Genomic DNA, 26463 nt, shown 5'->3' with positions numbered 1-26463 from the left:
ATCGCGACCGCCCGCGCCCAGCGCTGGGAACCAACCGAGATCATCAAGGCACTGTTCACCGAAGAAGCCGCAGGCCGGGCCCGGTCCATGCTCGCCACCCGGCGCAAAGCAGCAGGCTTCCCGACCGGGAAGACCTTCGACGTCTGGGACCCCGCCGTCTCCTCCATCCCGGCGCCCACCCAGCAAGCCCTGCGCACCCTGGAATGGATCACCCGACGCGAGAACCTGGTCGTCTGCGGGCCCTCCGGCACCGGGAAAACGTTCTTCCTCGAAGCCCTCGGCCAGCAAGCCGTCGAAGCCGGGATGCGCGTTGCCTGGTTCAGACTCGAAGACCTCGGCGCCCTCATCCGCGCACACCGCACCGACGACAGCGTCACCAGGGCCGTGGCTAGAATCCTCCGCGCGGAACTCGTCGTGATCGATGACATCGGCCTTCTCCCGGTGGCCACCGACGCCGCCGAAGGACTCTACCGGGTCGTGGACGCCGCCTACGAGAAACGCTCCGTCGCGATCAGCTCGAACCTGCACCCCGCCGGCTTCGATGAACTGATGCCCAAAACCCTCGCCACGGCAACCGTGGACCGGCTCCTGCACCACGCCCACGTCTGCCAAACCAGCGGCGACTCCATCCGACTCACTCAAGCCCTCGCCGGGAAAGGAGTCACCGAACTGAACTAACAAACCCTCGACGATGGCCAATCCCACCGAAAACCCTCAGTGGGCAGATCTGTTGGCCATCACCGGGCAGATTTACTGGCCACCAGCGGGCCGATTAACTGGCCGCCCGTGGGCAGAAACCAAAGGCCATTGACAGAGAGCAGACATGAGGCTGTGCGAGCGGATTTGGACAAACACTTTTTCCATGTAAACCCAGCTCACCATTTCGAAAGCCGGCTCTGGAGCATTATTAGGTTAGCCGACGTCCCCTCCAGGGACCTTCCCAACGCGGAGGATCCTGCATCAGTCTTTAGCCGCTTTCGAAGGTTGCTTGAGGAGATGCCGTTCTCGGAGGATCAGAGCCCGGAAGACGATGTATCAAGGGAAGCTCTAGCAGCCCTTGAAGCGCATTCGCTGATGCACCACGTTGTGGAAACCGGACTTCGACTCTTCGTCATGCTCAGCGAGTTGGAAGTGGGCCGATCGCCGTGGATTCCACTAGCGGAACTCCCAGCAAATTTCTCTTTTAGGGAGAAGGTCAAGTCGCTCTTACGAGGAGCAGGTGCTGCCGAAACCGCGGTGAAGGTGGCAATTCCGCACTATGGTCAACTGGTAGCCGCCATTGGGAACGAGCAAGCATTAGAGCACGCCCGATTCGTGTCCCAGTGGTTGATGTTTTTTGCTGAACTTTTCGACCAAGACGGTTACAACGCCGCTCAGAGCCACAACCAAATGAAACACGGTATGGCGGCCATAGCACGCGACGACATCAAAATGACGTTAGTCCAAGACCTCAAAGACCCCACTGCGCCCACTGTTGCCGAGCTTAATGGCGGATACGATCTGATCAACGCAGTGTCCATCACCTACCTCTCCAAAATCAGACCGAAAGGTAAAGGTGGATCGCACGGTTGGGCACTTAGAACCGACAACGCGGACCCGTCACTCTGCCTTGCCGTTGCCCAAGCAGGGATCTGTGTGGTTCGTTCCCTGTGGCAAGTCAGTCGGATGATCGCTGAACCAGGGGCCGAACACGACTACGAACACAATCTGAAACCACTCCCGCAAGTGGTTTTCGAACGTTCAGATTCCGGATTTCAATCCATATCTAGAGAATTAATCCCGCCTAGAAATGGTCCCTTGAGGTAGCACTCGCCCTTGCAGCAAAGGCTCGGAAGGACTTTCGGTCTGACCATCTCAGTTCTGCATGTAGGAGTCCTTGCCAGCCGGTCACGCTGGCAAGCAAGGTTCCGCGACAGGGGTGGGAGTGTAGGTCGTGCCGTCACGGAGCATAGCCCATAGGACATTGAGCCGGCGACGGGCAAGTGAGAGCATCGCCTGAATGTGGGACTTTCCTTCCGCACGTTTTCGGTCGTAATAGCCACGCGAGGCGGAGCATGACTTCAACGCCGAGAGCCCGGACAGGAAGAAGACGCGGAGGAGCCGGCGGTCGTAGCGTCTGGGCCTGTGATGGTTGCCGCTAATCCTGCCTGAGTCCCGGGGCGCAGGGGCCAGTCCGACAACGCCAGCGAAGCGGTCGGCAGTCTGGAAAACGGAGAGGTCGCCCCCGGTGGCACCAATGAATTCGGCAGCGAGAACAGGCCCGAAGCCGGGCATGCTCAACAGCACCTCGGTGTGCTGGTGTTCCGTTACTTTCGCGCTGATATGCGCATCGAGTTCGGCGAGCTCCTCGTTCAAGGTCAGGATTTCCCGTGCCAGTGCGGCGACGATCTCCTCCCCCATGTGCTGGGCAGGAACGATGGTGTGCTGGGATTTAGCGGCCTCAAGGGCAGCTGCGGCAACGGCTGCCGAGGAACGAGCACCGTTCTTCTTCAGCCAAGCGTGGATTCTGGCTTGACCGGCGCGGCGGATCCCGTCCGGTGTGCGGTGCTTTGTCAGCAGGGTCAGTGCGGCTTTGGAGCGGCTGTAGTCGAAGGCCCGTTCCAGGGCGGGGAAATATTCGAGCAGCTGGGCCTGCAGGCGGTTGATAGCTCTTACCCTGTCGGCGGACTTGTCGGCACGCCGGGCGGTCAACAGCCGCAGCCCAGTGCTGATCTCATCCCCTTCACGTAACGGTTGTAGGTCAGTTCGCATCCGGGCCTGGTCGGCGATGACGGCTGCGTCTTTCGCGTCTGTCTTGCCTTCACCTCGGTAGATCTTGGAAGCGTGGTGCACCGTCCGTCCGGGAATGTAGACGATGTCTAGGCCGTGACCGACTAGTAAGGCGATCAGGAGCGCCGGTCCGCCGTGGTTCAGGTCTGTCGCCCACACCACTTCGTCACCGCCTGCAATTTCGAGCACGCCTGCAAGGAGCTGGAGCAGGGCTGGTTCGTCATTGGGGACTCGTTGAGAGAGCAGACGGTTTCCGTCGGCGTCAATCACAACACAGTGGTGGTGAGCTTTGCCGGCATCAATGCCGGCCCATAGTTGCACCAAGAACAGCCTCCAGTTCTGATTGGATGGGTAGAGCCCAGCGGATAACCGCGCCGTCGTGTCCTTATCCGGCGATCATGTCGCGTCTCTCAATCAGCGGTCGGGTCATCGCGGGGTGGCAGGCGGCCAATCCTTCGAAGCCGTCACAAATCAGTCCGGCACAGCAACCAAAGCCATACCCGCCTCCCCTGGGTAGCCACGACCCTACAATGGCCGCAGAACTGAGCCCGGTAACAACATAAGGACAGCAACCAAAAAAGACGTCGTAGACAAGACCGGGCCAGGGATGGCCGGAGCTCTGCGGAGGACAGCACTGGGCCCCAACAGCCGGCCGCGCCAGCGGACGCCCATCAACTGGTTGAAGCGCAGCGAAAACCAGGGCGAGCCCGCGAGCCCTGAAAACCAGGGTAGACACCTTTGGTTCCCCTAGGCTGAGCATCGATTGCAGGGGGCTTATTAGGAGGATCTCGGAGTTGATGGCGGACAGTCGGCGGGTGGCGCCCGATCCTGAGTTTGTTCAGCTGTACCGGGTGGGGACGCCGACGTCGAAGATCGCGGCCGGGGCCGGTGTCGCGGAAACAACTGTGCGATATCACCTGCAGATCGCGGCCAAACAAGACCCGGGCATCCGGGATGAGCACAAGGCTGCGCTGGCGCCGCCGGAACCCCGGACAACCGAGGTTGGGTTGCGGAACCTTGCCGAGGTCTTGGCCTTTCACGAAGGCCAGGGGCGGCTGCCGGTCGGCCACGGTAAAACAGCGCGGGAGCGCGCGTTGGCGTCGTGGCTGGCGAGCCGCCGCAGGAAGGCCGGTGAGGGGGTCCTCTCCCCCGTTTACCGGGAGGCGCTGGCCGCCATTCCGGGGTGGGATACACCCTCGACCCGGAAAGCCCGGGATGCGGAGCGGTGGCAGCAGCGGCTGCAGGAGCTGCAGCGGATCCGGGCTGCCGCCGGCGAGTGGCCCCGGCACCAAAAGACGGACGACAGGGACGAACGGACCTTGGGGGTTTGGCTGCATCAGCAGCGGATTGACTACCGCGCCGGCAGGATGGACCCGGTCAAGGAAGAACAGCTGAACCGGCTCCTGCCGGGCTGGCGGGAAGGCCGCGGCCACCGTGGCGGCCGCAAACCCCGGAACGAGGCACGATAGGCCGCTTCGCTCCCCCGCCCCTGGCCTCAGGGACCGGGAGGCGGGNGCCCGCCTCTCGCCTGGTCTAAGTTTCATGGTCCTTCCGGGTCTTGGCGGTGGCGCGGTAGGCGGTGATAGAAGCGCCAAGTGCTGCCAGGGAGAGCACGAAGTTGATGATGGTCAGTGGTTCCATGACGGTTTCCTTATCGTTGAGCAGGACTTAGTCTGGGAAGGAGCCGGTGGCCGCAGCCTTGCGGTTACGACCACCGGGTTCGTAGCTACACCTACTTCCTTGCTTTACGCTTACGCTTCCGAGTTGCACCTCGGGAGCGTTTGCTCGTTAAGAGCGCGTTCCGCGTGGAGAGCAGAGCGATGACAGCTGTCATCAGGCTCACGACCGCTGTCACGAGCTTGATCGCTTCGTCGATGCTCATGTAGCCACCCTCCTTCCTGCCCCGCCGCGCGAGGCCCCGCTGTCGCAGCCGGTCGAGGGTGGGCCGTCAACCCCGAAGAGTGCGCGGGGAATCCCGCGAAATAAGGGAGCCCCGGCGACCGCGTGGGATTGTCCGTGTGCGTGGGTTGATGGGTCGGGCCCCCGGACGGCTACGATGAGCGGCCTTGTACGGAGAACAACCCAGCCACCTGTAAGGGAAAAACAAGGCTTTTACAGGCCGAAGCGCAGCGAAGGACCGCATCCTCGGTGGCAGCGCAGCGGAGACCAGGGCATTTTGGGCCCGGGTTATGCCCATTGGCGGGCAGGTGGAGCCCTCCGCACAGCTCAAAGCTGTCCCCGCTGGGTGTAACCCGGCACCTCGTTGTCGTACCCCTCCCCCCATGATGGGAGCCGGCGGCCAGCACCAGGGCCGCCGTTCTTTGGCGTGTCTATTCGAATATATGTTCTAAGGTTGTGGTATGTCCTCCGAGAGTTTTGCGGCCGCGCTGCAGGCGCAGTACGCACGGCGGGCCGGCCCAATCGGACTGACCGTGGAAGAGCTGGATTTCGAGCACTTCCCGGTCAAGAACGGGTATCCGGGGATCCCGGTGAAAGCGGTGGATCCGGTTTCCGAACTGCGCTGAGCTGGTGGATGGCGAAGTGTTCGCCTGGACAGCGAAGGCAGCCGAAGTGACCTGGAAGGACGGGCCGGTCACATACCGGACCTGGGTGTGGGGTTCGGCAGTCACCCGCCGGGAGGAAATGATTAACAGGAATTTGGGAGAGCGGACCCGTGGCAAGAACAACAACTGACAGGCCCTTGGACGTGCCAGTGCAGGTCCGGTTTACCGCCAAGGGCCTTCCTCTGGCCGTCAGGTATGACGACCGGATCTGGGCAGTGGCCGCGGAACCGGTGCGCTGGTTCACGCGCTCGGACTGGTGGAACACTGCTCAGCGGGCACCGGTTGGTTGCGGCGACTTGGTCAGCGTCGAGCACTGGCAGGTCCAGGTACGGCTGACCTCGACCTCGGCGCTGCGCACGTTCGAGCTGCGCCGCGATCCGCTGTCCGAGCAATGGCTACTCGCGGCCATTACGGACGTCGGGGCCGCGGCCGCCTGACCCGTTAGTGTTGGCGGCGGTAGCGTGGCTGTCATGACTCAGGACGTGCCGGTGACGCTGTGGCCGCCCGTGCCACTGGCCCTGGCTAGGGCCGTTGATTCGATCCCGGCGGAGGCCGCTGCCCGGCGGCAGCCGGGTTGAACCCAAGTGGGGCCGGGTTGAACCCAAGTGGGGCCGGGTTGAACCCAAGTGGGGCCGGGTTGAACCCAAGTGGGGCCGGGCCTGCGCCCCCGGTAGGGGCAGGCGGAGTGTCCTCGTGGTCACGGCAAGGCAAAGATTTGTCGAGGTACTTCCCGGAACTCCTGGAGGCCTTGGCGGGGCAGGTTCCACCCAGTCGTGCCCTCGACGGTGAGGCCATCGTTTGATCCCGGTGACAGACTCTATTTTGAGGCCACTGCAGCGGCGCTTGGTCGCTTCAAACCATTGCCTTATGAAAAGCCATGCTGTTCGGCGTTGCAGCCCCTCCTCGGCCCGCTGCACCAACTGCCCGTTACATTTATTCCGTCCCCGAAGGCCGGGGACGGGGTCGCTGGACCTGGTATGACTTTCTTGCCCTGTCACTGATGATCCGGGGGGGTTGTCGCCAGGTTCGGAGACACACGTTGACTGCTGATAGGGACACGGCCGGCTCCCTCCGATGGGGTCAGGTCTCTTTGTAACGTGGGTGCCAGCATCGGGTGTCGTGACTGCGGCCATAGGTGGTGGCAAAGGAGCGCCGGATGGACGAACGAGACGAGGTTTTCTGCGGGCTTGATGTCGGCAAATCCGAGCACCACGCTGCGGCATTGAACGCCGCCGGTGAACGGGTCTTCGACAAGCCCCTGCCTCAGGATGAGGCGCGGCTGCGCGAGCTGTTCACCGGGCTGCAGCAGCACGGCAGGGTGCTTGTGATCGTGGACCAGCCCAACACCATTGGCGCTCTTCCGATAGCCGTGGCCAGGGACTGCGGGTGCACCGTTGCCTACCTGCCCGGTCTGGCGATGCGTAAAGCCGCTGACCTGTACCCGGGAAAGTCCAAGACGGACGCGCGGGATGCGTTCATCATCGCCGAGACGGCCCGCGCCATGCCGCATACGTTGCGGGCCGTTGACCGGGACAGCGAAGTACTCGCGGCATTGAAGGTGCTCTCCGGATTCGACGCTGACCTGACCCATGAATGCACCCGGGCGATCAACCGCCTGCGTTCCCTGTTGCTGCAGATTTTCCCAGCACTGGAGCGTGTCTTTCCGGGAACAGCACTGACCAGGTCCTTGGTCCTGGAGCTGTTCATCAAGTACGCCGGACCGACCGGCCTGCGGGCCGCCGGGCGATCCAACGTGCTGCGCTGGGCCAGGAGCCACAGCCGCAAGGACCCGGTGAACGTGGTTGACGCCATCTTCACTGCACTGAGCGAGCAGACGGTCACCGTGATCGGCACCGAAGCGGTCGAATTGGTCATTCCCCGCGTCGCTGCCCAGATTAAGGAACTCAAACACCAGCGAGCCATCGTGGCTGAAGAAGTTGAAAAGCTCCTCGATGACTTCCCTCTTTCCCAGGTCTTGATGTCCATGCCGGGAGTCGGCATCAAGACCGCAGCGACGATACTCCTGACCATCGGCGACGCCGGCACCTTCACCACTCCCGGGCACCTCGCCGCCTACGCCGGCATAGCCCCTGTCACACGACGCTCCGGGACCTCGATACGGGGAGAATTCCCTGCCCGCTCGGGGAACAAGCAACTCAAGAACGCTCTCTTCAGATCCGCCTGGATCGCCAGCTGCCACCACCCTGCGTCCAAGGCCTACTACCAAAAGAAACGGGCGCAAGGGAAAAAGCACAACGCCGCCGTGATCTGCCTGGCCCGGCGCCGCTGCGACGTCATCTACTCAATGCTCAAACACGGCACCTTCTACGAGGAAAAACCTGCCCTGGCCGCTTGACCAAAAGCATAGGGACACCCCCCCGCTGCAACAGCCCGAGTGCCGCAGGGTGTCGGCCTTGAGATCGCTGCGGAGCCATCTGGGATCGAATAGCGTCTTCGGGGTAGCTTCACACCTGGGGCCTGCGGCGGTGAACTTCTCCTTGCTCGTTGGATGGCACGAGAGACGGATTGCGCGATCGCATAGTTGTTGCTCCACGAGGCCTCCCACCCCGTTTCATGCCATAAGGCCTGCCATATGCCCTACTTGATGCAACGCGACTGCATCCATTTGAACATCTGCTGTGAAAGCAACGAGACAAGTAGCCTGACCTGCCACTTGAACCCATGCGCTGGTAACCATTGAATACTAGGCCCAACTACCCACAGGCCTTCTGACAGGAGCAATGACGGGAAAACAAACGCGACTAAAAACCTGAAGGCAAGCGTTACACAAAGCGTGAACATCAACGGTCCCTCCAATAGAAGGATCAATAGAGCCAGCCATGAGTGACCGAGCAAGAAATCCCACGGTTATCCGGGCATCATGTTCTGCCTTGATAACAGCGTGCCAGGACATAGTGATCATTGTTCGACGCCCCGTGGGCCGTCGCATGCGTGTCACTACCCGCCTTCACGGGGGAGTGCACATAACGTTGATAGCAGGAACAGCATTCCAGTCGATAACTAGGAGACTATTCGGCCGATGGCACGATCACTGCAGACCCCCGTGAACCCGAGATCGCAATCGACACGCGCCATCGACCGCGTCATCTCTCTAGCAAACGGCAAAGGTGGAGTTGGCAAGACGACCACCGCTGCCAATGTCGGGGGGTATGTGGCTCTGGCCGGATCTCGCGTATTGCTGATCGACCTTGACCCTCAAGGCGATCTCGCCCGCGACCTCGGATATGAACGGCAAACGGGCAGGGAGTTTTTCCAGGCTCTCATCGCCGGGACGAAGCCGTTGATCCTGCGCGACGTGCGGGAAAACCTTGACGTCATTCCCGGGGGCCAAGACCTCGAAGATATTCAAGGTCTCATGGTTTCCCGCTCGAGCAGGTCTGACGCCGGCGACTTCGGCGACATGCTTTACGCCGTCCTGGCGCCGCTGGCCGACGACTACGACTTGATTCTTATCGATACCCCGCCGGGGGAGCGGATCCTTGTAGAAGGCGCCTTCGCGATTTCCAGCGCTGTCGTAATTCCTACCCGTTCCGATGACGCGAGCATCGACGGTGTCGAACGTATCGCTCGACGGTTCATGGCCGTCCGTGACCGCAACCCATCGCTGCAGTTGGCTGGCATTGTCCTGTTCGGTGTTGGACCACGCTCTCTGCGCTTAGAACGAAGTGTCCGGGACACTCTAGAGGAGATGCTTGGCACCGTTGCCCCTGTCTTTGAAACTCGCATCAGGAATCTTGAGAGCGCAAGTGCTGACGCCCGTCGTAAGGGATTGCTCTTCCATGAGCTTGAAGGTGCCGTTACCGACGCTCAAAAGAACCGTCTGAAGGCGCTCCGTGCAGGAGAGAAGCCGTCGGATGGGTTCTTCTCGCGCAATGCCGGGGGGCTCGCTGAAGAATATGAGCAGCTGACAGGCGAGATCCTCGCCCGACTGAACGAAATCGAAAGTGGGAACCAGGCATGAGCGGCAGGCAAAGCCTCGCCGGGGCATTCGCGCCGGTAACGACTACCCGCGGTGCAGCACTCCAAGGATTGTTGGCTCCAAAGCGGGGGAGGGGAGCCCCTGCAGCGGAACCAGGGCCCGAAGAGCCTACGGAGGCGGCGGCCGAAGGACTTATCCAAGCGCCGCCAGCAGAAACACGCGACCCTGCTGAAACGAGATTACCTGCTGGTGAGCCGCCGATGGATAATCCGCCCACTGAAAAGGAACGCACCAGGGAGACGCCCCATGACTTGGCTGGGAAGCGGGAGGAGCCCAAAACCGCATCTGCCAAGACCTCAAAGGACGATGATGAGCAGCGACCTGTTTCTAAAAAGGCAGCTAACTCGACCCGAGCTTCCCAACTGGTTTCGGGGGCACTGCGCAATGTAGGAGTCTACCTACCTCCGGAGCTCCTCGCTCAAGTAAAGGACGCCGTTTACCAAAAACGGACCACGTATGCGGATCTGCTAATTGATGCCTTCGAAGCGGTCGACGACAAACAGATCGCCAAGGGGTTCACCACCGAGACCGTGCTGACCAAATCGGGCATGCCGCGCCGAGCCCCGCGGAAGCGAGGAGAGGCTGGCATTCAGATCCAGCTCCGTCTCGACGGCCTGCAAGTGGCCTGGCTCGATGAGAAGGTCACCGAATTCGACGCACCGTCACGCAGTGCCTTGGTCTCGAGCGTCTTCAAGCTATATATCCAGGATTCATTGGCGTGATGTTGCCATATCTTCCGACTTAGGTCACTACGGAAGATGTCCGCCTTAATTATGGCTTGGACTATGGCATGACTTATGGCACGAAAGCGGAAACGACCGAGGTGAACGGGCCGCAGCGTCAACGGAATTGAGCTCTACCGAGCCTTAACTTAAACCTCATCCTGTTCTACCGAAGGCTATGTCGGACAACGACCATTCGTCAGGTGGCCCCTCGAAGGTTTCCCAGGGATAGTCATCATCGGGGGAGAGTAGCTCGGCCACGCTGTTGACGTTTTTAGCGAGCCATTCGCGCCAAATGATGCGGTCATTGCGGTAGCGCTGTATTTGCACAGCAACAGCTTCCAAGACACCGAACTGCTCCGCGAGCTGCCTCAGTGATGTCGCGGCGACGGTGAACCAAGAGCGTGCACCGTCGCGTGTAATAAGGTTCCAGCCGACGAGGACTTCGAGGGCTTCATGTACCGCAGACCGGGACAGCCTGGTGGTGATGACGATTTCGGTGGTGGACAGGCCGGGGGAGTGTTCCAGTGCTTCGTAGACGAATGCCGCCGGCAAACCCATTTCCCGAAAGACCGGACGCAGGGCGTGGATCTTACCTTTCTGCCAGGTGGCGTCCTCAGCCGCGGACTTCAGCTCCTCGGGAATAGTGAGCATATATAGGTCGCCCTTTGTTCCACGCGCTTCCTCAACCAAGGTGACCAAAGGATCTTTCTCGGAACGCAGCTCCCGCAAGTGAAGACCGACAGTGGTGTGATCGAGACCCGTAGCCACAGCAATGGAGCGGACCCCAAATTCGATGAAGCGCGATGCTGTCATGTGGGCTGCCTCTCCCAGAGCCCGCAACACCATCCTCCTCGCCATCCCGGTCCTTGATTGCTGGTAGTTGACCTCCCGGATTCTGAGAGCACTGCGCCAGGTCCGGATAAACCGATGCTCTGCATCGGGATTCGACATTGGATTTAGTCCCTTTACTTGCCCCGCCTGTGTAGTTGGCTGGCTAGTGGGGGATCTGCGGACATTGTCACTCCGGTTCTTTTTGGCCGGGTTTTTGCTGAGATAAGAGAGGGCGTTCATCCAGTCCCTGCGCAGGGCCGGGAGCCGGTGACGGGCTGCGTAGCGGGCGTAGAAGGAGGCCAGTCCCGGCCAGGTTCCCTGGAGCATCCGGCGCTCCACATCCACGAGCTGCAGGCCCGCGGCCGCGGCGTTGACCAGGACGGCCTGGCGGGCATCAGAATCGGTGGCGTACCGGTTGGTGTCGTACATTCCGGTCTGGGCCAGGACCTGCATCGCCCGGGACATGCGGCCCACGGGTTGGTTGGAGGCGGGGGCGCCGGCGGTTGCCGGGGTGAAGGATTCTTCCTGCCGGAGGGCACGGACGGCCTTGATCTCGGCGGCCAGGTCTTTAGTCATGGCCGCCCACACCGAGGCGCTGTTGGGCCGGCGGGCAATGTCGTAGGCCATGGACAGGCTCATCGCCAACTCCTGGTAACCGCCGCGCTTGTGCGGTGAACCGGGGGTTCGCATGCAGCCATGCAGCAGGTTCTGGTGCGGGGTCTTGTCCAGGGTCCGGTAGCGGGTGCCCAGCGCCTCGACAAGATCACGCGCTTCAGAGAAGGTGACCCGCTGCGCCAGCGGAACGTAGACGTGTCGGCCACCGTTGGGGGAGTAGTCCTCGATCCAGCGGGCACCCACCGAGTGAAGCCAGGTCTGAACGGCCCGGACGTCGGCCTGGACCCAGTCCTGGCCGGCTACTGAGGAGTCGAAGTCGAGGAAGATCGCAGCGCAGGTACCGTCCTTACCAAAAATCCGGACCGCGGCGGGAACAGAGGGAAGAGCCTCCGTGAGGTTTCGTTCATGTTTTTGCGGATACGACTTGCCGGCGTCCTTGGAAAGGCGAACACGCGGCTGGCCGGCCAGCAGAGGTGTTAGAGCTGCCCATGCTTTAGATGCTGTGTCTCGTTGATTTGACACGCCTCTAACTGGGCATGCTGGAAGCACGGAGATGTACTGATGTACGATGTGAGTAATCCTTTCGGGGATTGAGGTACGAAAAAGGGCCGATCCTGCCAGATCGGTTTTATAGCAACACAAGGGATGGCCTACTCAGGCCCTCCACGACTTACAATCTGATCCGCCGGCAAGCAATCCAGAGGGTAAGTCTCAAGCTTCGAAGGCCCGCCCAGTGCGGGCCTTCTTTTGTTATGAGGCGATGCGGATGGGCAACTCCTGCTGATAGTCGTCTTGGTCGAGGGCGGCCAGATCTTCCTTCAGTTGTGGCTCGACAACGGACAGAAGGTATTCCGTGACGGTCAGGCCCTTATGGGCTGCCACTTTGGCGATACCGTCAGCGGTGGGTTCGGGTGAGCGAAAACCAATGAACTTACGCAGGCCTTTGCTGGGGCGCCCGCCGCCTCGATTAACTGCTACTGCCGTCATTTGCTTGTCCTTTGATTTTGTAGCCGCGTTAACGGCTACAGCTTCATCGTTGTATTGCCTGCCACCAAGACGACTTGCATGTCCCTGCGACTGCTCTGAAACTATCACCGGCCAGTAACGCCTCTCAGGATTTGTTTTCAGAAAACGGGAGCGTGTCGCCTTTGTGACCTGCTGCTTTGGCCTTCTTGGGGTGAGGAGCATCGGCGGAGCGTCGCTCAGAAGCCCTTGGCCACAGCTGCGGCGGCGGCGAGCCAGGCTCGTTGGGTGGGGGGTTGGAGGGCGTCGTAGCGGATGGGTCCGTTGACCAGGGCGGGGTCGTAAGGGATGCGGACGACGGCGCGTACGTGCGGCGTGAAGGCTTCGGCAATCCTCTGGGCTTCGTCTTTGGCGCGTTTGAGCGCGTCGCCGCTCATGCTTCGCTTGGCGTCGGTGGATTCAGAAACGATGACGACGGCGTTGCGGGCCAGTTCTGCGTCGTGGCCGCCGCGGGATGCGAGGGTTTGGAGGGTCAGGCGGGCGGCTTCGGCGCGGTCTTCGATGGCTGTGACTGGGACGACGAGCTGGTTGGTGTGGTGGATCATGCGGCGCCAGTTGGCTGCGCGGGCGGTGTTTCCGGAGTCCATGATGATGAGCCGGTAGTAGCGGGTGAGTACCTGGTGGGCGATGTCCACTTCTTCGGCGGTCACTTCGTGGTCGCCTTCGTCGTTTTCGTCCGAGCGCAGGACGTCGAACTTGTCTGCCGTCTGGTGGTGGACGAAGCGGGCGATCTCGGCTGCCTGGGCGCTGGGGGAGAGCAGCGCTTGGGAGGAGTCGATGAGGTCCAGGACGCTGTTGTCGTGCCCGCCCTTTTCGGTACGCCAGCCGAGGGTGCCTTGTGATTCGTTGTTGTCCCAGGCGACGGTCGCCGCTCCGCTGTAACGGGCCAGGATCGCGCTGAGCATGACGACGGTGGGGGTCTTATTCGCGCCGCCCTTGCGGTTGACGACGGCCACCGTGCGGGGGCCGGGCCAGTGTTGGCTCACGGTGCGGATGTCTTCGCGTTCGGCCAGCTCTTCGGGGGAGGGGTCCATGCGGAAGCCGAGACGGCTAAGGGCGCCGCGCCAGCCGCGAGTGGCGGGCTGCAGCACGGGCGCGCTGACAAGGAACGAGGTGTCTCTGAGGCTGCGCCGTGCAGCAGGCTCAGCGGCCGCTGTGGGGGCTGGGGCGGGCTCCTGACCGGGCACGGCCGTCACAGCTGCACCGTAGGTCGTCGGCGCAGCGTCGGTGGGTTGTGTGGGCGTTTCCTGGATCGCGGTGGCGTCGGGAACCTGAGCGGACGCGGGCGCGGTCAGAACCTTGGCCGGCTCGGGCAAAGGAACGGTCGTGGCGGGTGGGGTGTCCTGTCCTCCACGGTTGGTGGGCTTGGTCGGGGTTGCTTCGCTGACGACGCCGTCGGGGGAGACGATGATGAGGCCTTGGCCGTCGGGGTCGGTGGTGCTGACGCGGACGGGGCGGCCGAGCTGGACGGCGGTTGCGGTAATGAGGCGAAGCGCATCGTTCAGGACGGCGGCTTCGTTGTCGGCCTCGATCGCGTGGGAGGTCCCGTTGATGGTGACTTCGCCGGTGCCGTTGGTGCGGAGAACGGCGTTGATCTTGGGGAAGTCGAGTGCTTGGGTTTCCATCATCTTTCCTTACTTTGTGCCGTTCGGGGGCGTGAAGCGGTTGACCTGCCAGGGCTTGCCGACGGCGCTGCGGAGCAGCTGCACGTCGTAGTCGCCGGCGTCGGTGGGGAACACGACATGCAAGCCGAAGCCGTTGTTCTCATCGATCTTGAGTTGGCCGGGTCCGGTGACCTTGGTGGCCGGGATGTTGGCGGGGTCAACGTATTGGTAGTCGGCAGTGGCTTGGGCGGTGAGGACCTGGCCGAGGTCCTGGATCCATTGCTTGTCGTTCACGGTGGGACGGGCGTAGAGCGTCATGGCCTTGGTCGCGGTGTCCAAGGCTGCTGTTTTGCTTGCCCCGTCCCAGGCGATGCCGAGGGTGGTCGGTGCTGTGCCGCCGGAAGCCTGGGGTTTGCCTCCTGCGCTGAGCGTGGCAGGAACCGCTGTGGAAATGCTGGGCGAGGGTTCCGCGGGTGTTGTACTGGCTGCCGGCGCGCACCCGGTACACAGGAGCAGGGCCGTGAAGGCTGTCAGCGTGCGTTTCATGGTTCCTCCGGTGAGTCGTTGCCGGGCAGGTAGAGAAAGGCACTCGGTGTGCCGTTGGGGACGGTGCGGGTGTAGTAGGTGTGGTCGTTCGGGACGGGGTTGCCGTTGTAGCCCTCTTCGACGAAGCTGCCGTCGCCGTTGACGGCTTTGACGATTCCGACGTGGCCGTAGGTGCCGTCGGCGCCTCCAGCGCCGGGGGAGTACCAGACAACGGCACCGACACGCGGCGTCCTGCCGGTGGGCCAGCCTTTAGCGTCCCATCCGTCCTTCCACGTAAGCGCGGAACCGAGGAGGGCACCGTCGGGCCGGAAGGTGCCGTTGAGGACCTTGTAGGGGGCAGCGGTGCTGCCGAGCTGCTGGTTGATGCGCCAGAGGGCGAAGTCAACGCATTCGCGATTGAACATGCCCAACGGGGAGGCCGAGTAGATCTGCGCGGTGCGCCAGGGCAGGTCATCGCCCTTGCCGGACTCGCCCGGGATGCCGCACAAGCTTGTGCCCCCGGCGTCGGTAATTTTGGCGTCGCCCAGGGCGGCCACGACCTCGACGGCGGCCGGCCAGTAGGTCTGGTAGTGGAACGGGTCGGCGTTGCGCTGGACCCTGTGGGCGGCTGTGGTCGGTTCGAGCTGTTCCCAGCCGCTGATGTTCTGCAGGGCCTTGAAGAAGTTGGTGGCGGAGGCGGTGGGGTTCATGCGGTCCTGGTAGGTTCCCCAGGATCCGTTGTCGCGCTGCTGGAACAGGCCCCGGGAGTCGGGGCCAGGACCGTCGCCGTGGTCCAGAATGCGCAGTCCGGACTCTCCCATGGCCGTCATGACACCGATGGTTTGGCCCCGCACGGACAGGCCAAGGGATTTGCCGGCGTTGATGACCAGGGCCGCGTTTTTCAGCTGCTCTCCCTCATAGCCGGCGACAGCCACCTTGGGCAGATCACTTGCGTCGACGCTGACGCCTGTGCCGGTTGGTGAGCACACGTCGGCCGCGGCCTGGGAGCCGCCGCCGAACAGGATGATGGACAGCACGAGCCCGATGGGGGCAAGGACGGCACCGGCAGCCAGTACGGGCGTGTTTGATCTCGACTGCATGTGTCCCCCTCACATTCGCTCGGCTGCTTCGTGCTACTGCTGCTGGTCCTCGGTCTCCCCGGGTGTTTGGCCCTTCCGCAGAGTGTTCCGGTTTTCCCAGACCCAGTCTTTGACTTGATCTCTGGCGATCAACCATGTCTTCTCGACTTGGTAAGCAGGAATCACTCCGGTTTGGAGCCAGCGGTAGACGGTGTTTCGGGAGAGCCCGAAGATCTCCTCGAGGTCCTGGGGCGTCAGACGCTCCGGGTACTTTGCGAAGAGAGCTTCCAGGTACTTCGGGTCCACGCTCAGTCCGTCCCACCGCATGAAGCCATCGTAGACCATAAATTGGTACTGTGATGTACTAGGAGTGACTGAAAGGTATTAAAGCTGTTGTTCGGGGTCACCTTTGGCCTTTCGTGTCGGATGGTACCGATACGATCTTTGCGGACATTACTAGGGGATGTGAAATGCCGGTCTCAAAGAACCGCTGGGTGACGCCCGGCGCTGACACTATCGACGAACCCACTTTGGCCCTCCCAGAAGAGCCCCCGTTCGTCCCGACGGGAGCGACCAGGCCGCAGCGAAGTGTTCCCCAGCCAGACCACGCGGACAGGCTTCCACGACGGGACGTCTCCGGGAGGGCACCGGGGTTTTGGTGGCTTGGCGTCCGCGGCGGCGCCGGCGAAACCTCACTAGCCCGCCTGGACAAGAACACCAAGGCCGCCGGACATCACTGGCCGGTCACCACGGCCGGCTCCGTCGTTGTCCTCGTGGCCCGTTCCAATATCCCTGGCCTGCGCGCAGCGCGCCTGGCGGCCACTGAATGGGCATCACGGTCCCTTCCCGGGATCCACGTCGCCGGCCTCGTGGTCATGGCCGACGCTCCCGGACGGCTCCCCAAAGAAATCCGAGACTTCTCCCGCGTCGTTGCCGGGGGAGTGCCCCACGTCTGGCATTTCCCCTGGGTCGACGCATGGCGCTACGGCCACGACGTTGCCCCCGAAGACCTTCCCAAAGAAGCCCGCACCATCCTTGAGCAGGTGCGCCTCGCCGTAACTGCCGCCGCCGGACTCCCTGCCAAGTAGAAAGAAGAAACACCCATGTTGTTCTCCAAAGCCCTCGAATGGTCCAGCTTTGCCATCACCGAAATACCGAACCCCGGCATGGGTGAGGCCCCTCCCGGCTCTGAAGGCCTGCTGACCATCCTCAAATGGATCGCCTGGATCGTCTTCGCCCTGGCCGTCGCAGGGATCCTCATCACCGCCGGAACGATGATGATCAACAACCGACGCGGCGAAGGCGGCGAGCACGCCGGACGCCTGGCATGGGTCCTGGGCGGCTGCATCCTGGCAGCCTCCGCCGGCGGTGTCGTAGGCGCCCTGGTCTAATAAGGAGCGACAAGCCATGACTGAACCGACCATGAACGAAGACCAGAACCCGCTGACCAAACCTAAGTTCATCATCTCGGCCGTTGTCGTGGCGCTGATAGTCGCGCTCGGGATCATCCTGGCCCTGCTCCCTCGTGGGGGAGGAACCCCGACAGCCGAGCCGAGCAATCCCGGATCCACCACCGCCAGCACCCAGCCCAGCGAGGCAGCGGCTGCCAGTGTCTGTGGCCTGCCCTCCGGCGACCAGAACAAACCAGCCACCACACCCACCGACACCAAATGGGAACTCGTCGGAAAGATCGCCGCACCCACATCACCCACGCAATACGGGCCCGGCAAGACCGAAACTAACGGCCTCCGCTCCTGCTTCGCACACTCACCCACCGGCGCTCTCTACGCCGCGGCAAACATGACTGCGTTGTCGGCAGCTGGAAAAGCAGATCTCGTTTACCAGCAGTTGGCACTCCCGAGCCCGGAGCGAGATGCCGTGCTGAAGTCATCTCCCACAGCTGCACCGAGCTCCGTCACCGCCCAATTAGCCGGGTTCACATTTCGCTCCTATGACGCTGACCGGGCCGTCATTGATCTTGCCTTCAAGGGAGCCAACGGAACCTTCATCTCCATTCCAGTCCCGCTCCAGTGGTACGGAGGCGACTGGAAGTTCGTTGTCCCGGCTACCGGGGACACTGGTGCACGGCAGATTACAGACCTGGGCGGCTACATCGAATGGTCCGGCGTCTAGATGGCTGACTGCACAGGCCTGAATGTCATTAATCCCTTTTGCCAAGCAGGTGCGGCAATCGAGGACGTCGCAAACGACTCGGTCAAAAACATGGCTAAAGCGATTGCCGATGCCGTCGGACAGACCGTGCAGACGTTGGGGACTTTTTGGGTGAATGTGGGCACTCCCGCGGTCACCTCGGCACCTGGTGGGTCGACCGCGAGTGATCCGGTGTTGTTCCTGCAGAACAGTCTCTACTTTTGGACGGCGTCCCTTGCCGTGCTGTCGGTCCTCGTGGGGGCGGCCAAGATGGTGATCGAACGCAGGGGTGCACCCTTGCGGGATCTGGCGCGTTCGCTCGCGACCCTGATCGTCGTCTCCGGAGCGGGTGTAGCGGCAGTGGGCCTGCTGACGGTGGCTGCGGATCAGTTCTCTGCCTGGATCATCAAGAACTCCACGAACGGGACCTCGTTCAACGAGAACATCACAGCAATGCTGGCACTGTCGGCCACCAGCCCGATCGGGGCGATCATGATCATCCTGCTGGGACTGATCGCGATTCTGGCCTCCGTGATGCAGATCGTGCTCATGATCATCCGTGGCGGCCTGCTGGTCATCCTGACGGGGATCTTTCCCACGGCCGCAGCTTTTACCAATACCGAGGCTGGCAGGGGCTGGTTCCAGAAGTGCACGGCCTGGTTGATCGCCTTCATTCTCTACAAGCCCGCGGCCGCCATCATCTACGCCACCGCGTTCCAGCTCAGCGGCACCAAGATCTTCGGCAACGCTGGTGACGGCAAGGACTTCGGCTCGGCACTTCTGACAACGGTCACGGGCTTGGCCCTGATGGTGATCGCGTTGTTCGCGATGCCGGCACTTATGCGCTTCGTCACCCCCATGGTCGGTGCTGTCGCCGGCGGCGGTGGAGCGTTGGCTGCGGGAACGGTCGGGGCACTGGCTTCCGGGGCCATCAGCATGGGCAGTGCCGGACGAGGCGGCGGCCCATCCACCAGCGGGGCGGCAACCCACGGCACATCAAGCCACAGCCCCGGATCGCAGGGCCCCTCGGGAACTGGAAACGAGGGAACAGCGGGAGGCTCCGGCACAGCAGGAAAGAACAGCAGCCGGGGTTCAGGGGCCACGGGAGTGCAGCCCGGAATCGGCTCTGCCGCATCTAGCGGCGCCGGCAGTGCTGTGTCAGGCAGCGGGGTTGCGGCCGCGGGCGGTGCAGCAGCGGCGGGTGCCGGCGGCGTCGCGGTCCTGGCCGCGCAGAAGGGCGTCGAAGCCGGCCAGGCCGCTTCCGGCGCGATCAAGGACATGAGTGAAGAATCCACGGGGGGTGCCTGAGATGGCAGCTATCGAGAACACGTACAGGGAGCCGACCTACGGCAACTGGCGGCGGCCGCGTAAGGCCGGCATCGGCACCCTTGGCGGCCTGGCCACGGCAGGACTGTTTGTAGGCCTGATCATCACGGTGATCTGTCTTTTCGTCGGCGGCTGGTTCCCTGGCCTTGTCTCGCTCCTCATTCTCGGAGTGATGCTGTCCGCCGTCTCGGTGACCGACAAACACAACAAATCCGTGGGGGAGCGGCTTTTCGCGCGCCTGGCGTTCCGCTCGGCACGGCGCAGGAAGGCCAACATCTACCGCTCCGGCCCGTTGGGCCTGACGCCCTGGGGCGAATTCCAGCTGCCCGGAATCGCCGCCGGGTCCAAGCTGTATGAGTTTACGGACTCCTATGGGCGCCCGTTCGCGTTGATCCACCTTCCCTCCACCGCCCACTACACCGTTGTCTTCGGCACCCAGCCCGACGGGGCGTCCCTGGTCGACCCCGAGCAGATTGATGCCTGGGTGGCGAACTGGGGCGGCTGGCTCGCTTCGTTGTCGAATGAACCTGCCGTCGTGGCAGCATCGGTCACGGTCGAAACAGCCCCCGATTCCGGGGCACGGCTGCGCCGGGAAGTCGAATCCAACATCCACGACGACGCTCCGGACATCGCCAAGGCCATGCTCCGGGAGGCCCTGGCCACCTACCCGCAGGGGTCGGCCACCATCCGGGCCTGGGTCGCGCTGACGTTCAGCGCCGCTGCCCGGGCAGGCGGCAAGCGACGCACCGCAGACGAGATCGCCAAGGATCTCGCCTCACGGCTTCCCAGCCTGACCGAGCGCCTCGAATCTACCGGCGCCGGGGCATGCGCGCCGTTGAACGCCCAGGAACTGTGCGAGGTCGTTCGGGTCGCCTACGACCCTGCAGCAGCCCGGCTCATTGACGAAGCCCACTACCAAGGCACCCCGGTTGACCTGGACTGGAGCGAGGTCGGACCGTCCGCCCATCAGGCCGACTGGGACGGCTACCGCCACGACTCCGGCCACTCTGTCTCCTGGTCGATGACGGGAGCGCCCCGCGGCCACATCCTCGCCTCGGCCCTGGGCCGCCTGGTGGCACCCCACGGGGAAATTGCCCGTAAGCGCGTCACGCTGCTGTACCGGCCGATCGACGCCGGCCGAGCGGCCACCATCGTCGAATCAGACCAGACCAGCGCTCTCACCCGCGCCTCCTCCACCAACCGGCCCACCGCCCGCGCCCTGGTCGACGCCCGCGCCGCACAGGCCACCGCAGCCGAAGAAGCCAAAGGCGCCGGGCTGGTCAACTTCGGCATGGTCGTCACCGCCACGGTCCTGTCCGCCCGCGACCTTGAAGACGCCGTCGCCGTCGTCGAGGGCAACCTCGGCCCCTCGGCCCGACTGCTGCTACGCCGCGCCTACGGCTCCCAGGACTCCGCATTTGCCGCGTCCCTGCCACTGGGCCTGGTCCTGCCCAAGCACCTGAAGGTGCCCGAAGAGATCCGCGAGGCCATGTAATGTTCGGCAGCCGTACCAAACACCAGCGCAAAGCCCCATCCACGAAGCTGGCGCCCGCGGTCGCGCGCCGCCCGGGCCTGCGCGGCTGGCGCGGCCGCGGACAGGGCGAAGCCGTCTACGTCACCGCCGCCGACGAATGGCGCGGCACCTCGGTCCAGGTCTGCGGTCTCTGGCCATTCGTGGGCGGATCCGGCACCCCCATCCTCGGGGTTCCGATCGGCGTTCACACCGACACCGGAGCCCCGTTCGGGGCCGATCCGATCAGCTGGTTCATGCACGGCATGATCAACAACCCCTCCATGTTCGTCCTCGGGCTGCCGCACTACGGCAAGTCCACCCTGGTCCGGCACATCGTCCTCGGCCTGGCCGGCAGGAGCATCAACCCGCTGATCCTCGGTGACCTGAAACCGGACTACGTTGACCTCATCGAAGCCCTCGGCGGGCAGGTCATCAGCCTCGGCCCCGGACGCGGTCACCTGAACGTCCTGGACCCCGGTGAAGCCACCGAAGCTGCCGCCAGGCTGCACGCCGCAGCCGAAGAACACCGTGCCGCCGCGAACAAGGCCACCGATCAGGCCGCAGCCGCGGAACTTCACGCGGCAGCGGTGAAGGCGGAGAAGCTGGCCGAACAGCTGATGGCCGACTCACACAACCGGCGCCTGAACATGATCACCGCGCTGATCACCATCGTGCGGAACGCCAAGCCCAGCGCCCACGAGGAATCCCTGATCGACCGGGCCCTGCACATCCTGGACGAGCGCCTGGACCGGGTCCCGTTGGTCGGTGACCTGATCGAGGTCATCAAAGACGCCCCCGACGAACTCCGGGCCATCGCCCTGGACCGCGGCGACATGAGCCGCTACCTCGACGCGACCGACCAGCTGCGCCAGTCGCTGTACTCCCTGAACGGTTCGGGCCGCTTCTCGGACATGTTCTCCCAGCCCACCGACCAGCCGATGGACCTGACCAAGCCCGTGGTCTTCGACCTCTCCGGGATCTCCGACACCCAGCGCGATATCCAGGCGGCCTGCCTGCTGGCCTGCTGGTCCACCGGATTCGCGACCGTCCAGGTCGCCCACACCCTGGCCGACGCCGGCCTCGAGCCGCGGCGGAACTACTTCGTCGTCATGGATGAACTCTGGCGGGCCCTGCGCTCCGGTGAAGGCATGGTCGACCGGGTCGACTCCCTCACGCGACTGAACCGCACCGAAGGTGTCGGGCAGGCCATGATCACCCACACCATGAGTGACCTCGAAGCGCTGCCCACCGAATCCGAGCGGATGAAAGCCCGCGGCTTCGTCGAACGCTCCGGGATGGTCGTCTGCGGCGCGCTGCCCGGAGCCGAAATGGAAAAACTCAACAAAGCCGTCACCCTGTCCCGGGCCGAGCAGGCCCGGCTCATCTCCTGGGCGGACCCGGGGTCATGGACCGACGTCGGCGGATCCCGCAAACGGGTCCGCCCGGGCCTGGGCAAGTTCCTCTTCAAAGTCGGCGGCAGACCGGGGGTGCCCGTAGCTCTCAAACTCACCAGCGTTGAAGAGAAACTGCACGACACAAATAAGCGCTGGACGATCAGCGGCGAGGGGCAGAACTGATGGGCGCACCAAACAGCGGCAAACGCTCAGGACTCGACACCGAAACAATCCTGCTCTGGACCGTCATCACTATCGTGGTGCTCGGTGTCGGCGCAGTGACCGGGGCAGTGCACCTCGGGTCAATGCTGTCCGGCGACGGGCAGACACTGCCAGCCAACCCGTTTGAGCTGGTCTTCGGCCTGCTCTCGCGCGAGGTCACCTGGCCCGCGGCCGCGACCTGGGTACTGGTCGTCTTCGGCGCCCTCGCCATCGTCATGGCCGTCCTGGTGCTCCGTGCGGTCCTGCGTCGACGGTCGAAGCGGTCCCGGGTGGACGCCGCGGCCCAGCACATGGCCAAAGGCCGGGACCTGCGCGCCCTGAGCCTGCGCGGTGCCACTGCCACGGCCGAACGCCTGGGCGTGAAAGGCGCACCCGGTGTCCCGGTCGGCAAGACCGTCCTGGGCGGGCAGATGGTGTACGGATCCTGGGAAGACATGCACATCGACATCTGGGGACCCCGCACCGGTAAGACCACCTCCCGGGCAATCCCCGCGATCCTCGCCGCCCCGGGAGCCGCTTTGGTGACCTCGAACAAGCGGGACATCGTCGACGGCACCCGCGACGTCCGCGCTGCGGAAGGCCCGGTGTGGGTGTTCGACCCGCAGGCCGTCGCACTGGAGGAACCTTCCTGGTGGTGGAACCCGCTGTCCTACGTCACGGACGAAGTGCGCGCGGCTCGCCTGGCCGATCACTTCGCCGCCGGTTCCCGCGGCCCGGACGCCAAAACGGACGCCTACTTCGACCCGGCCGGCCAGGACCTGCTCGCCGGGCTCCTGCTCGCCGCCGCCCTCGACGGCCGCCCGATCACTCAGGTGCACACGTGGCTGACCCGGCCCGCAGATGACGAAGCGGTGGACATCCTCAAGACCCACGGCTTCCTGCAGACGGCGAACGCTGTCGGCGGTGTCATCAACGCCCCCGAAAAGCAACGTGGCGGCGTGTACGGCACGGCCCTGCAGATGGCGTCCTGCCTCACCAACCGCCAGGTCGCCCGCTGGGTGACACCTCAGGGCGACAATGACTCACGGCCTCAGTTTGATCCGGCAGCGTTCGTCCGGTCCAAGGGCACCCTGTACAGCCTGTCCAAAGAAGGCAAAGGCACCGCCAGCCCACTCGTCACGGCGCTGACCGTGGCCACGGTCGAGGCCGCCGAAGAACTCGCCGTCCACTCACCCGGCGGCCGGCTCGCTACACCCATGGTCGGCGTCCTCGATGAAGCAGCCAACGTCTGCCGCTGGCGCGAGCTCCCAAACCTCTACAGCCACTACGGCTCCCGCGGCATCGTCCTGATGACCATCCTCCAATCCTGGTCCCAAGGCGTCGAAGTATGGGGACGCGACGGCATGCGCAAACTCTGGTCCGCCTCCAACATCAAGGTCTACGGCGGCGGCGTCGCCGAAGCAGAATTCCTCAACGAACTCGCACAACTCGTAGGCGAATACCGCTACTCCAACACCACTCGCAGCCGCTCAAAACAAGGCACCTCCTACAGCCACGACGACGACCGCAAAGAACGCACCCTCGACGTCTCAGACCTGGCCGCGTTCCCCCGCGGCCGAGCCATCATGTTCGCCTCCGGCGCCCCAGCCGCACTCCTGGAAACAGTGCCCTGGATGAACGGACCACAGGCTGATGCAGTGCGCGCCTCGATCACCGCACACGACCCCGCCAACAAACCCGCAGCCCAAACGGCGGCCGGGAACCGGTGGATCGCTGCAGGCGCCTCCCATGACTGAAGGTTTGGGGGAGTGGGACGACGAACTCGAGGACACCGCAGACCCCAAGGAGCGGGCCGAGGAAGAACAGGATGCCCCTGAGCTGTTCTACCCGAACGTCGCCGAATTCGTCAGCAACAAGCTGGCCACAAGCTACCGCCGGCAACTCAACGTCCAAGGCGGGGTGACCTGGTGCCCGCAATGGTGGAAGCACGCAGAAGCGATCAGCCGGCTCGAAGCGCTCTGGCGGGCCTGGGAGTTCCTGCGCTTGGACGGGACAACGGGAATGAGTGTGTGGTGGCGCGACCACGCAGACCACCACATGTCCGTCCTGCTCTCAACAGACGGCCCATTCAAAGGCTGCACCCCAGACGACGGCCACCGCGCCAAACTCGCCCCGCTACCCTGCGAAGGACCTCCCAAGGGGCTGTTCTGAACATGGTTTCAACCAATGCTCAAAGGTGACCAAACGGGCGGTCCACGGTGGGGTCAATCCGCGTTATCCACGGCTGGAAATCGGGAGCCATCGGGAAAGCTCCCTCAGCAGCAGTAGCGGTGGATAACCTATCAGGATTGTCCCGGCTGTGGGCAGCGGACATTCACGGTTGTGGTTACGGCGATGCTGCCTTCTCGCTGTTGACGATGGCAATGCTTGCCGGGAAGCCTTGGAAAGTACGACTAAAGGAATGGAACCTGCGCTACTCGGGGTCACCAAGACGAGTTGACTGATGCCTGTCTCAGACCGCCTAACGCAAAGTTGGTGTAATGGCCAATATGAGAGTGGTGCAGGGTTGCCGGAGGGCTGCATCACAAATTCTGGTGTTCTGTCGTTGTGTGTCATACTCTGTAAGTGCCTGTTGCGCTGAGCTTCAGGAAGTAAACCCGAGACCCGGCCGGACGACCGCGGCGCTCGGGTTTTGCGTTTAAGTAATCGGCTTAACGCTCGCCACTACCGGCTCAATGAGCTGGCGCCATGATCCACCCTTGGCCCAGCACCACGCGATCGCATCCGGGATTACCAACAACTGCTCCTGGGCTGACTTCGCGTGTTCGTAGCGCATCCGCTCCTTACATCCAGCCTTTCGCGAGAACTCGATCAGGCATTCGCGGTCGCGTTGGACAAGCGAGTCATCCTTGTCAATGACGAGCAGTGACTGCCCTGGACGAGCCGCGACGTCGTTGACAAGTTCGCGGAGACACTCAGCTCGCCGTTCACGTTCGTTGGAAAATCTACGTCCGGCATCATAAACGGTCGCCTCAACTTCAGAACGGATGATCACGTCGATGATGGCTTTTCTGCGTGAGTCCCTCTCATCCTTCATGTGCAGGCCACGCTGTCCAGGCAAGACAAGTCCACGCAGTTCCCGACGCACGTCGGCAAGGCCCGCGGGAACCAAGACTCCGGCAACGAGCAGATAGCCTCGTTGCTTGGTTTCATCAATAAAGAAGTTGTTCCTAGGTCGTGTCTGTTAATTGTGTACTCGGTGGAATGTTGTGATCGCTCCTAGTAGTACCCCGCCGAGGAATGTGGTGGCGTACTTGTCGTAGCGGGTTGCGATGCCGCGCCAGTGTTTGAGGCGGTTGAAGCCGCGTTCCACGGTGTTGCGTTCCTTGTAGATTGCCTGATCGAAGGCCGGTGGCCTTCCACCGGCTGAGCCTTTGGCCTTCCGGCGTTCAATCTGATCTGAGCGCTCCGGGATGGTGTGCCTGATCCGGCGGGACCTCAACTCGGTGCGCGTGGAGGGATGGGAGTAGGCCTTATCGGCGAGCAGCCGGAACTGCGTGGCGTCTTGAATCTTATGGGCTTCGAGTAAGGGCACCAGTTGCGGATTATCACCGGCCTGGCCGGGAGTCAGCAGCATCGTGACAGGCGCGCACGCCCGGTCGGTAAGAGCATGGATCTTTGTTGTCAGCCCGCCTCGAGAGCGTCCGATCGCGTGGTCAGCCGGCTCGCTGGGCAGAAACTTGTAACTCGGCACTGCCCCCTGTGTGGTCTGGATCGACCGTCACCTTGGGCGCTCCGGCAGCATGCTGATGTGCCCGAACACTGGTCGAATCAACGGAGAGCAGTGACTCCAACTCCGTGTCCTGGGCACCGGTTGCCGTCTTTACCGCCGCGAACATCTGCTCATAGGACCCGTCGACAGACCACCGCCGGTGGCGCTCCCACACCGACTGCCAGGCACCGAACTTAACCGGCAGGTCACGCCACGGCGAACCGGTGCGAAAACGCCAGCAAATACCCTCAAGCGTCAAACGGTGATCGTTCCAGGGCCGCCCTCGCCGGCCCCCTGCAGTCGCGACTACAGGCTCAATCACCGACCACAACTCATCTGAAATAACATTCGCACGAAGCATCCATCCAGCCTCGAACATCCAAAGCCGAATATTTAGCAGACACGCCCTA

General features: G+C 63.2%; 25 protein-coding genes and 1 pseudogene. 16 read left to right on the top strand and 10 right to left on the bottom strand.

What is annotated here, in order from left to right:
* A partial coding sequence (istB, locus tag ACTJK0_RS20405) for an IS21-like element helper ATPase IstB (protein WP_440744013.1) occupies positions 1 to 678 on the top strand: 678 nt, incomplete at its 5' end.
* Between the two features lie 318 nt (positions 679 to 996).
* Entirely contained in the window at positions 997 to 1806 is an 810-nt protein-coding gene (locus ACTJK0_RS20400; RefSeq protein ID WP_223995529.1) for a hypothetical protein, read from the top strand.
* Positions 1807 to 1887: 81 nt separating this feature from the next.
* On the opposite strand, the gene ACTJK0_RS20395 is transcribed toward ACTJK0_RS20400, so the two are convergent.
* Positions 1888 to 3093 (bottom strand): IS110 family transposase, encoded by a 1206-nt coding sequence (locus ACTJK0_RS20395; protein ID WP_223995527.1) that lies wholly within the window; start codon positions 3091 to 3093, stop codon positions 1888 to 1890.
* A gap of 491 nt (positions 3094 to 3584) precedes the next feature.
* Between ACTJK0_RS20395 and ACTJK0_RS20390 the strand changes: the two genes are divergently transcribed.
* Positions 3585 to 4238, top strand: a complete 654-nt coding sequence (locus ACTJK0_RS20390) for a helicase associated domain-containing protein (RefSeq protein WP_223995525.1) — start codon at positions 3585 to 3587, stop codon at positions 4236 to 4238.
* Positions 4239 to 4501: 263 nt separating this feature from the next.
* On the opposite strand, the gene ACTJK0_RS20385 is transcribed toward ACTJK0_RS20390, so the two are convergent.
* Positions 4502 to 4651 carry a hypothetical protein gene (locus tag ACTJK0_RS20385; protein WP_440746409.1) on the bottom strand — a complete coding sequence of 50 codons (150 nt, stop codon included), beginning with the start codon at positions 4649 to 4651 and terminating at the stop codon, positions 4502 to 4504.
* A gap of 478 nt (positions 4652 to 5129) precedes the next feature.
* Here ACTJK0_RS20385 and ACTJK0_RS20380 point away from each other — a divergent pair, with 478 nt between their 5' ends.
* The 5 genes from ACTJK0_RS20380 to ACTJK0_RS20360 all read left to right on the top strand — a co-directional run bounded on the left by ACTJK0_RS20380 (position 5130) and on the right by ACTJK0_RS20360 (position 10055).
* Positions 5130 to 5294, top strand: coding sequence for a hypothetical protein (locus tag ACTJK0_RS20380; protein ID WP_440746408.1), 165 nt, complete (start codon positions 5130 to 5132; stop codon positions 5292 to 5294).
* 188 nt (positions 5295 to 5482) lie between these two features.
* Positions 5483 to 5770 carry a hypothetical protein gene (locus tag ACTJK0_RS20375; protein ID WP_440746407.1) on the top strand — a complete coding sequence of 96 codons (288 nt, stop codon included), beginning with the start codon at positions 5483 to 5485 and terminating at the stop codon, positions 5768 to 5770.
* Positions 5771 to 6489: 719 nt separating this feature from the next.
* Positions 6490 to 7689 (top strand): IS110 family transposase, encoded by a 1200-nt coding sequence (locus ACTJK0_RS20370; RefSeq protein ID WP_223995519.1) that lies wholly within the window; start codon positions 6490 to 6492, stop codon positions 7687 to 7689.
* Positions 7690 to 8373: 684 nt separating this feature from the next.
* Positions 8374 to 9315 (top strand): ParA family protein, encoded by a 942-nt coding sequence (locus tag ACTJK0_RS20365; RefSeq protein WP_223995517.1) that lies wholly within the window; start codon positions 8374 to 8376, stop codon positions 9313 to 9315.
* A gap of 218 nt (positions 9316 to 9533) precedes the next feature.
* Positions 9534 to 10055 (top strand): hypothetical protein, encoded by a 522-nt coding sequence (locus ACTJK0_RS20360; RefSeq protein WP_223995515.1) that lies wholly within the window; start codon positions 9534 to 9536, stop codon positions 10053 to 10055.
* Positions 10056 to 10211: 156 nt separating this feature from the next.
* Here the strand turns inward: ACTJK0_RS20360 and ACTJK0_RS20355 are convergent, their stop codons facing one another.
* The 6 genes from ACTJK0_RS20355 to ACTJK0_RS20330 form a co-directional block, all read right to left on the bottom strand.
* Positions 10212 to 12026 carry a MarR family transcriptional regulator gene (locus ACTJK0_RS20355; protein ID WP_223995513.1) on the bottom strand — a complete coding sequence of 605 codons (1815 nt, stop codon included), beginning with the start codon at positions 12024 to 12026 and terminating at the stop codon, positions 10212 to 10214.
* 228 nt (positions 12027 to 12254) lie between these two features.
* Positions 12255 to 12491: a hypothetical protein gene (locus ACTJK0_RS20350; RefSeq protein ID WP_138605593.1), complete on the bottom strand. Its 237-nt coding sequence runs from the start codon at positions 12489 to 12491 to the stop codon at positions 12255 to 12257.
* A gap of 215 nt (positions 12492 to 12706) precedes the next feature.
* On the bottom strand, positions 12707 to 14155 hold the full coding sequence (locus ACTJK0_RS20345; protein WP_223995509.1) for a MinD/ParA family ATP-binding protein: 1449 nt from the start codon (positions 14153 to 14155) through the stop codon (positions 12707 to 12709).
* 6 nt (positions 14156 to 14161) lie between these two features.
* Positions 14162 to 14677 carry a hypothetical protein gene (locus ACTJK0_RS20340; RefSeq protein WP_223995507.1) on the bottom strand — a complete coding sequence of 172 codons (516 nt, stop codon included), beginning with the start codon at positions 14675 to 14677 and terminating at the stop codon, positions 14162 to 14164.
* Positions 14674 to 15756 (bottom strand): CHAP domain-containing protein, encoded by a 1083-nt coding sequence (locus ACTJK0_RS20335; RefSeq protein ID WP_223995505.1) that lies wholly within the window; start codon positions 15754 to 15756, stop codon positions 14674 to 14676. The genes ACTJK0_RS20340 and ACTJK0_RS20335 overlap by 4 nt, the downstream gene beginning before the upstream one ends.
* A 33-nt stretch (positions 15757 to 15789) precedes the next feature.
* Positions 15790 to 16080 carry a helix-turn-helix domain-containing protein gene (locus tag ACTJK0_RS20330; RefSeq protein WP_223995502.1) on the bottom strand — a complete coding sequence of 97 codons (291 nt, stop codon included), beginning with the start codon at positions 16078 to 16080 and terminating at the stop codon, positions 15790 to 15792.
* A gap of 125 nt (positions 16081 to 16205) precedes the next feature.
* Here ACTJK0_RS20330 and ACTJK0_RS20325 point away from each other — a divergent pair, with 125 nt between their 5' ends.
* From ACTJK0_RS20325 to ACTJK0_RS20290, 8 genes are all read left to right on the top strand, one after another.
* A complete protein-coding gene (locus tag ACTJK0_RS20325) occupies positions 16206 to 16823 on the top strand; it encodes a DUF6668 family protein (protein WP_223995500.1) in 618 nt (205 codons plus the stop codon).
* A gap of 15 nt (positions 16824 to 16838) precedes the next feature.
* Positions 16839 to 17126: a hypothetical protein gene (locus tag ACTJK0_RS20320; RefSeq protein ID WP_223995498.1), complete on the top strand. Its 288-nt coding sequence runs from the start codon at positions 16839 to 16841 to the stop codon at positions 17124 to 17126.
* Between the two features lie 16 nt (positions 17127 to 17142).
* Positions 17143 to 17868: a hypothetical protein gene (locus tag ACTJK0_RS20315; RefSeq protein WP_223995496.1), complete on the top strand. Its 726-nt coding sequence runs from the start codon at positions 17143 to 17145 to the stop codon at positions 17866 to 17868.
* A 90-nt stretch (positions 17869 to 17958) separates the two neighbouring features.
* A complete protein-coding gene (locus ACTJK0_RS20310) occupies positions 17959 to 19194 on the top strand; it encodes a hypothetical protein (protein ID WP_223995494.1) in 1236 nt (411 codons plus the stop codon).
* A gap of 1 nt (position 19195) precedes the next feature.
* Entirely contained in the window at positions 19196 to 20707 is a 1512-nt protein-coding gene (locus ACTJK0_RS20305) for an SCO6880 family protein (RefSeq protein ID WP_223995492.1), read from the top strand.
* Positions 20707 to 22302, top strand: a complete 1596-nt coding sequence (locus tag ACTJK0_RS20300) for an ATP/GTP-binding protein (protein ID WP_223995490.1) — start codon at positions 20707 to 20709, stop codon at positions 22300 to 22302. The genes ACTJK0_RS20305 and ACTJK0_RS20300 overlap by 1 nt, the downstream gene beginning before the upstream one ends.
* The gene (locus ACTJK0_RS20295; RefSeq protein WP_223995488.1) at positions 22302 to 24077 is read left to right on the top strand and encodes a type IV secretory system conjugative DNA transfer family protein; all 1776 of its coding nucleotides are present in this window, start codon (positions 22302 to 22304) and stop codon (positions 24075 to 24077) included. The genes ACTJK0_RS20300 and ACTJK0_RS20295 overlap by 1 nt, the downstream gene beginning before the upstream one ends.
* The gene (locus tag ACTJK0_RS20290; protein ID WP_223995486.1) at positions 24070 to 24492 is read left to right on the top strand and encodes a DUF4913 domain-containing protein; all 423 of its coding nucleotides are present in this window, start codon (positions 24070 to 24072) and stop codon (positions 24490 to 24492) included. Before ACTJK0_RS20295 ends, ACTJK0_RS20290 begins: the two co-directional genes overlap by 8 nt.
* Positions 24493 to 24979: 487 nt before the next feature.
* Here the strand turns inward: ACTJK0_RS20290 and ACTJK0_RS20285 are convergent, their stop codons facing one another.
* The gene (locus ACTJK0_RS20285) at positions 24980 to 25378 is read right to left on the bottom strand and encodes a hypothetical protein (RefSeq protein WP_440746406.1); all 399 of its coding nucleotides are present in this window, start codon (positions 25376 to 25378) and stop codon (positions 24980 to 24982) included.
* 147 nt (positions 25379 to 25525) lie between these two features.
* Positions 25526 to 26414, bottom strand: a pseudogene (locus tag ACTJK0_RS20280) (IS5 family transposase).
* Between the last annotated feature and the right edge of the window lie 49 nt (positions 26415 to 26463).

It is taken from the genome of Paenarthrobacter sp. 22069, assembly GCF_052046035.1.
Classification (GTDB): domain Bacteria; phylum Actinomycetota; class Actinomycetes; order Actinomycetales; family Micrococcaceae; genus Arthrobacter.
Note: the sequence above shows the minus strand (reverse complement) of the source record. Positions and strands in the feature narration are given on the sequence as shown.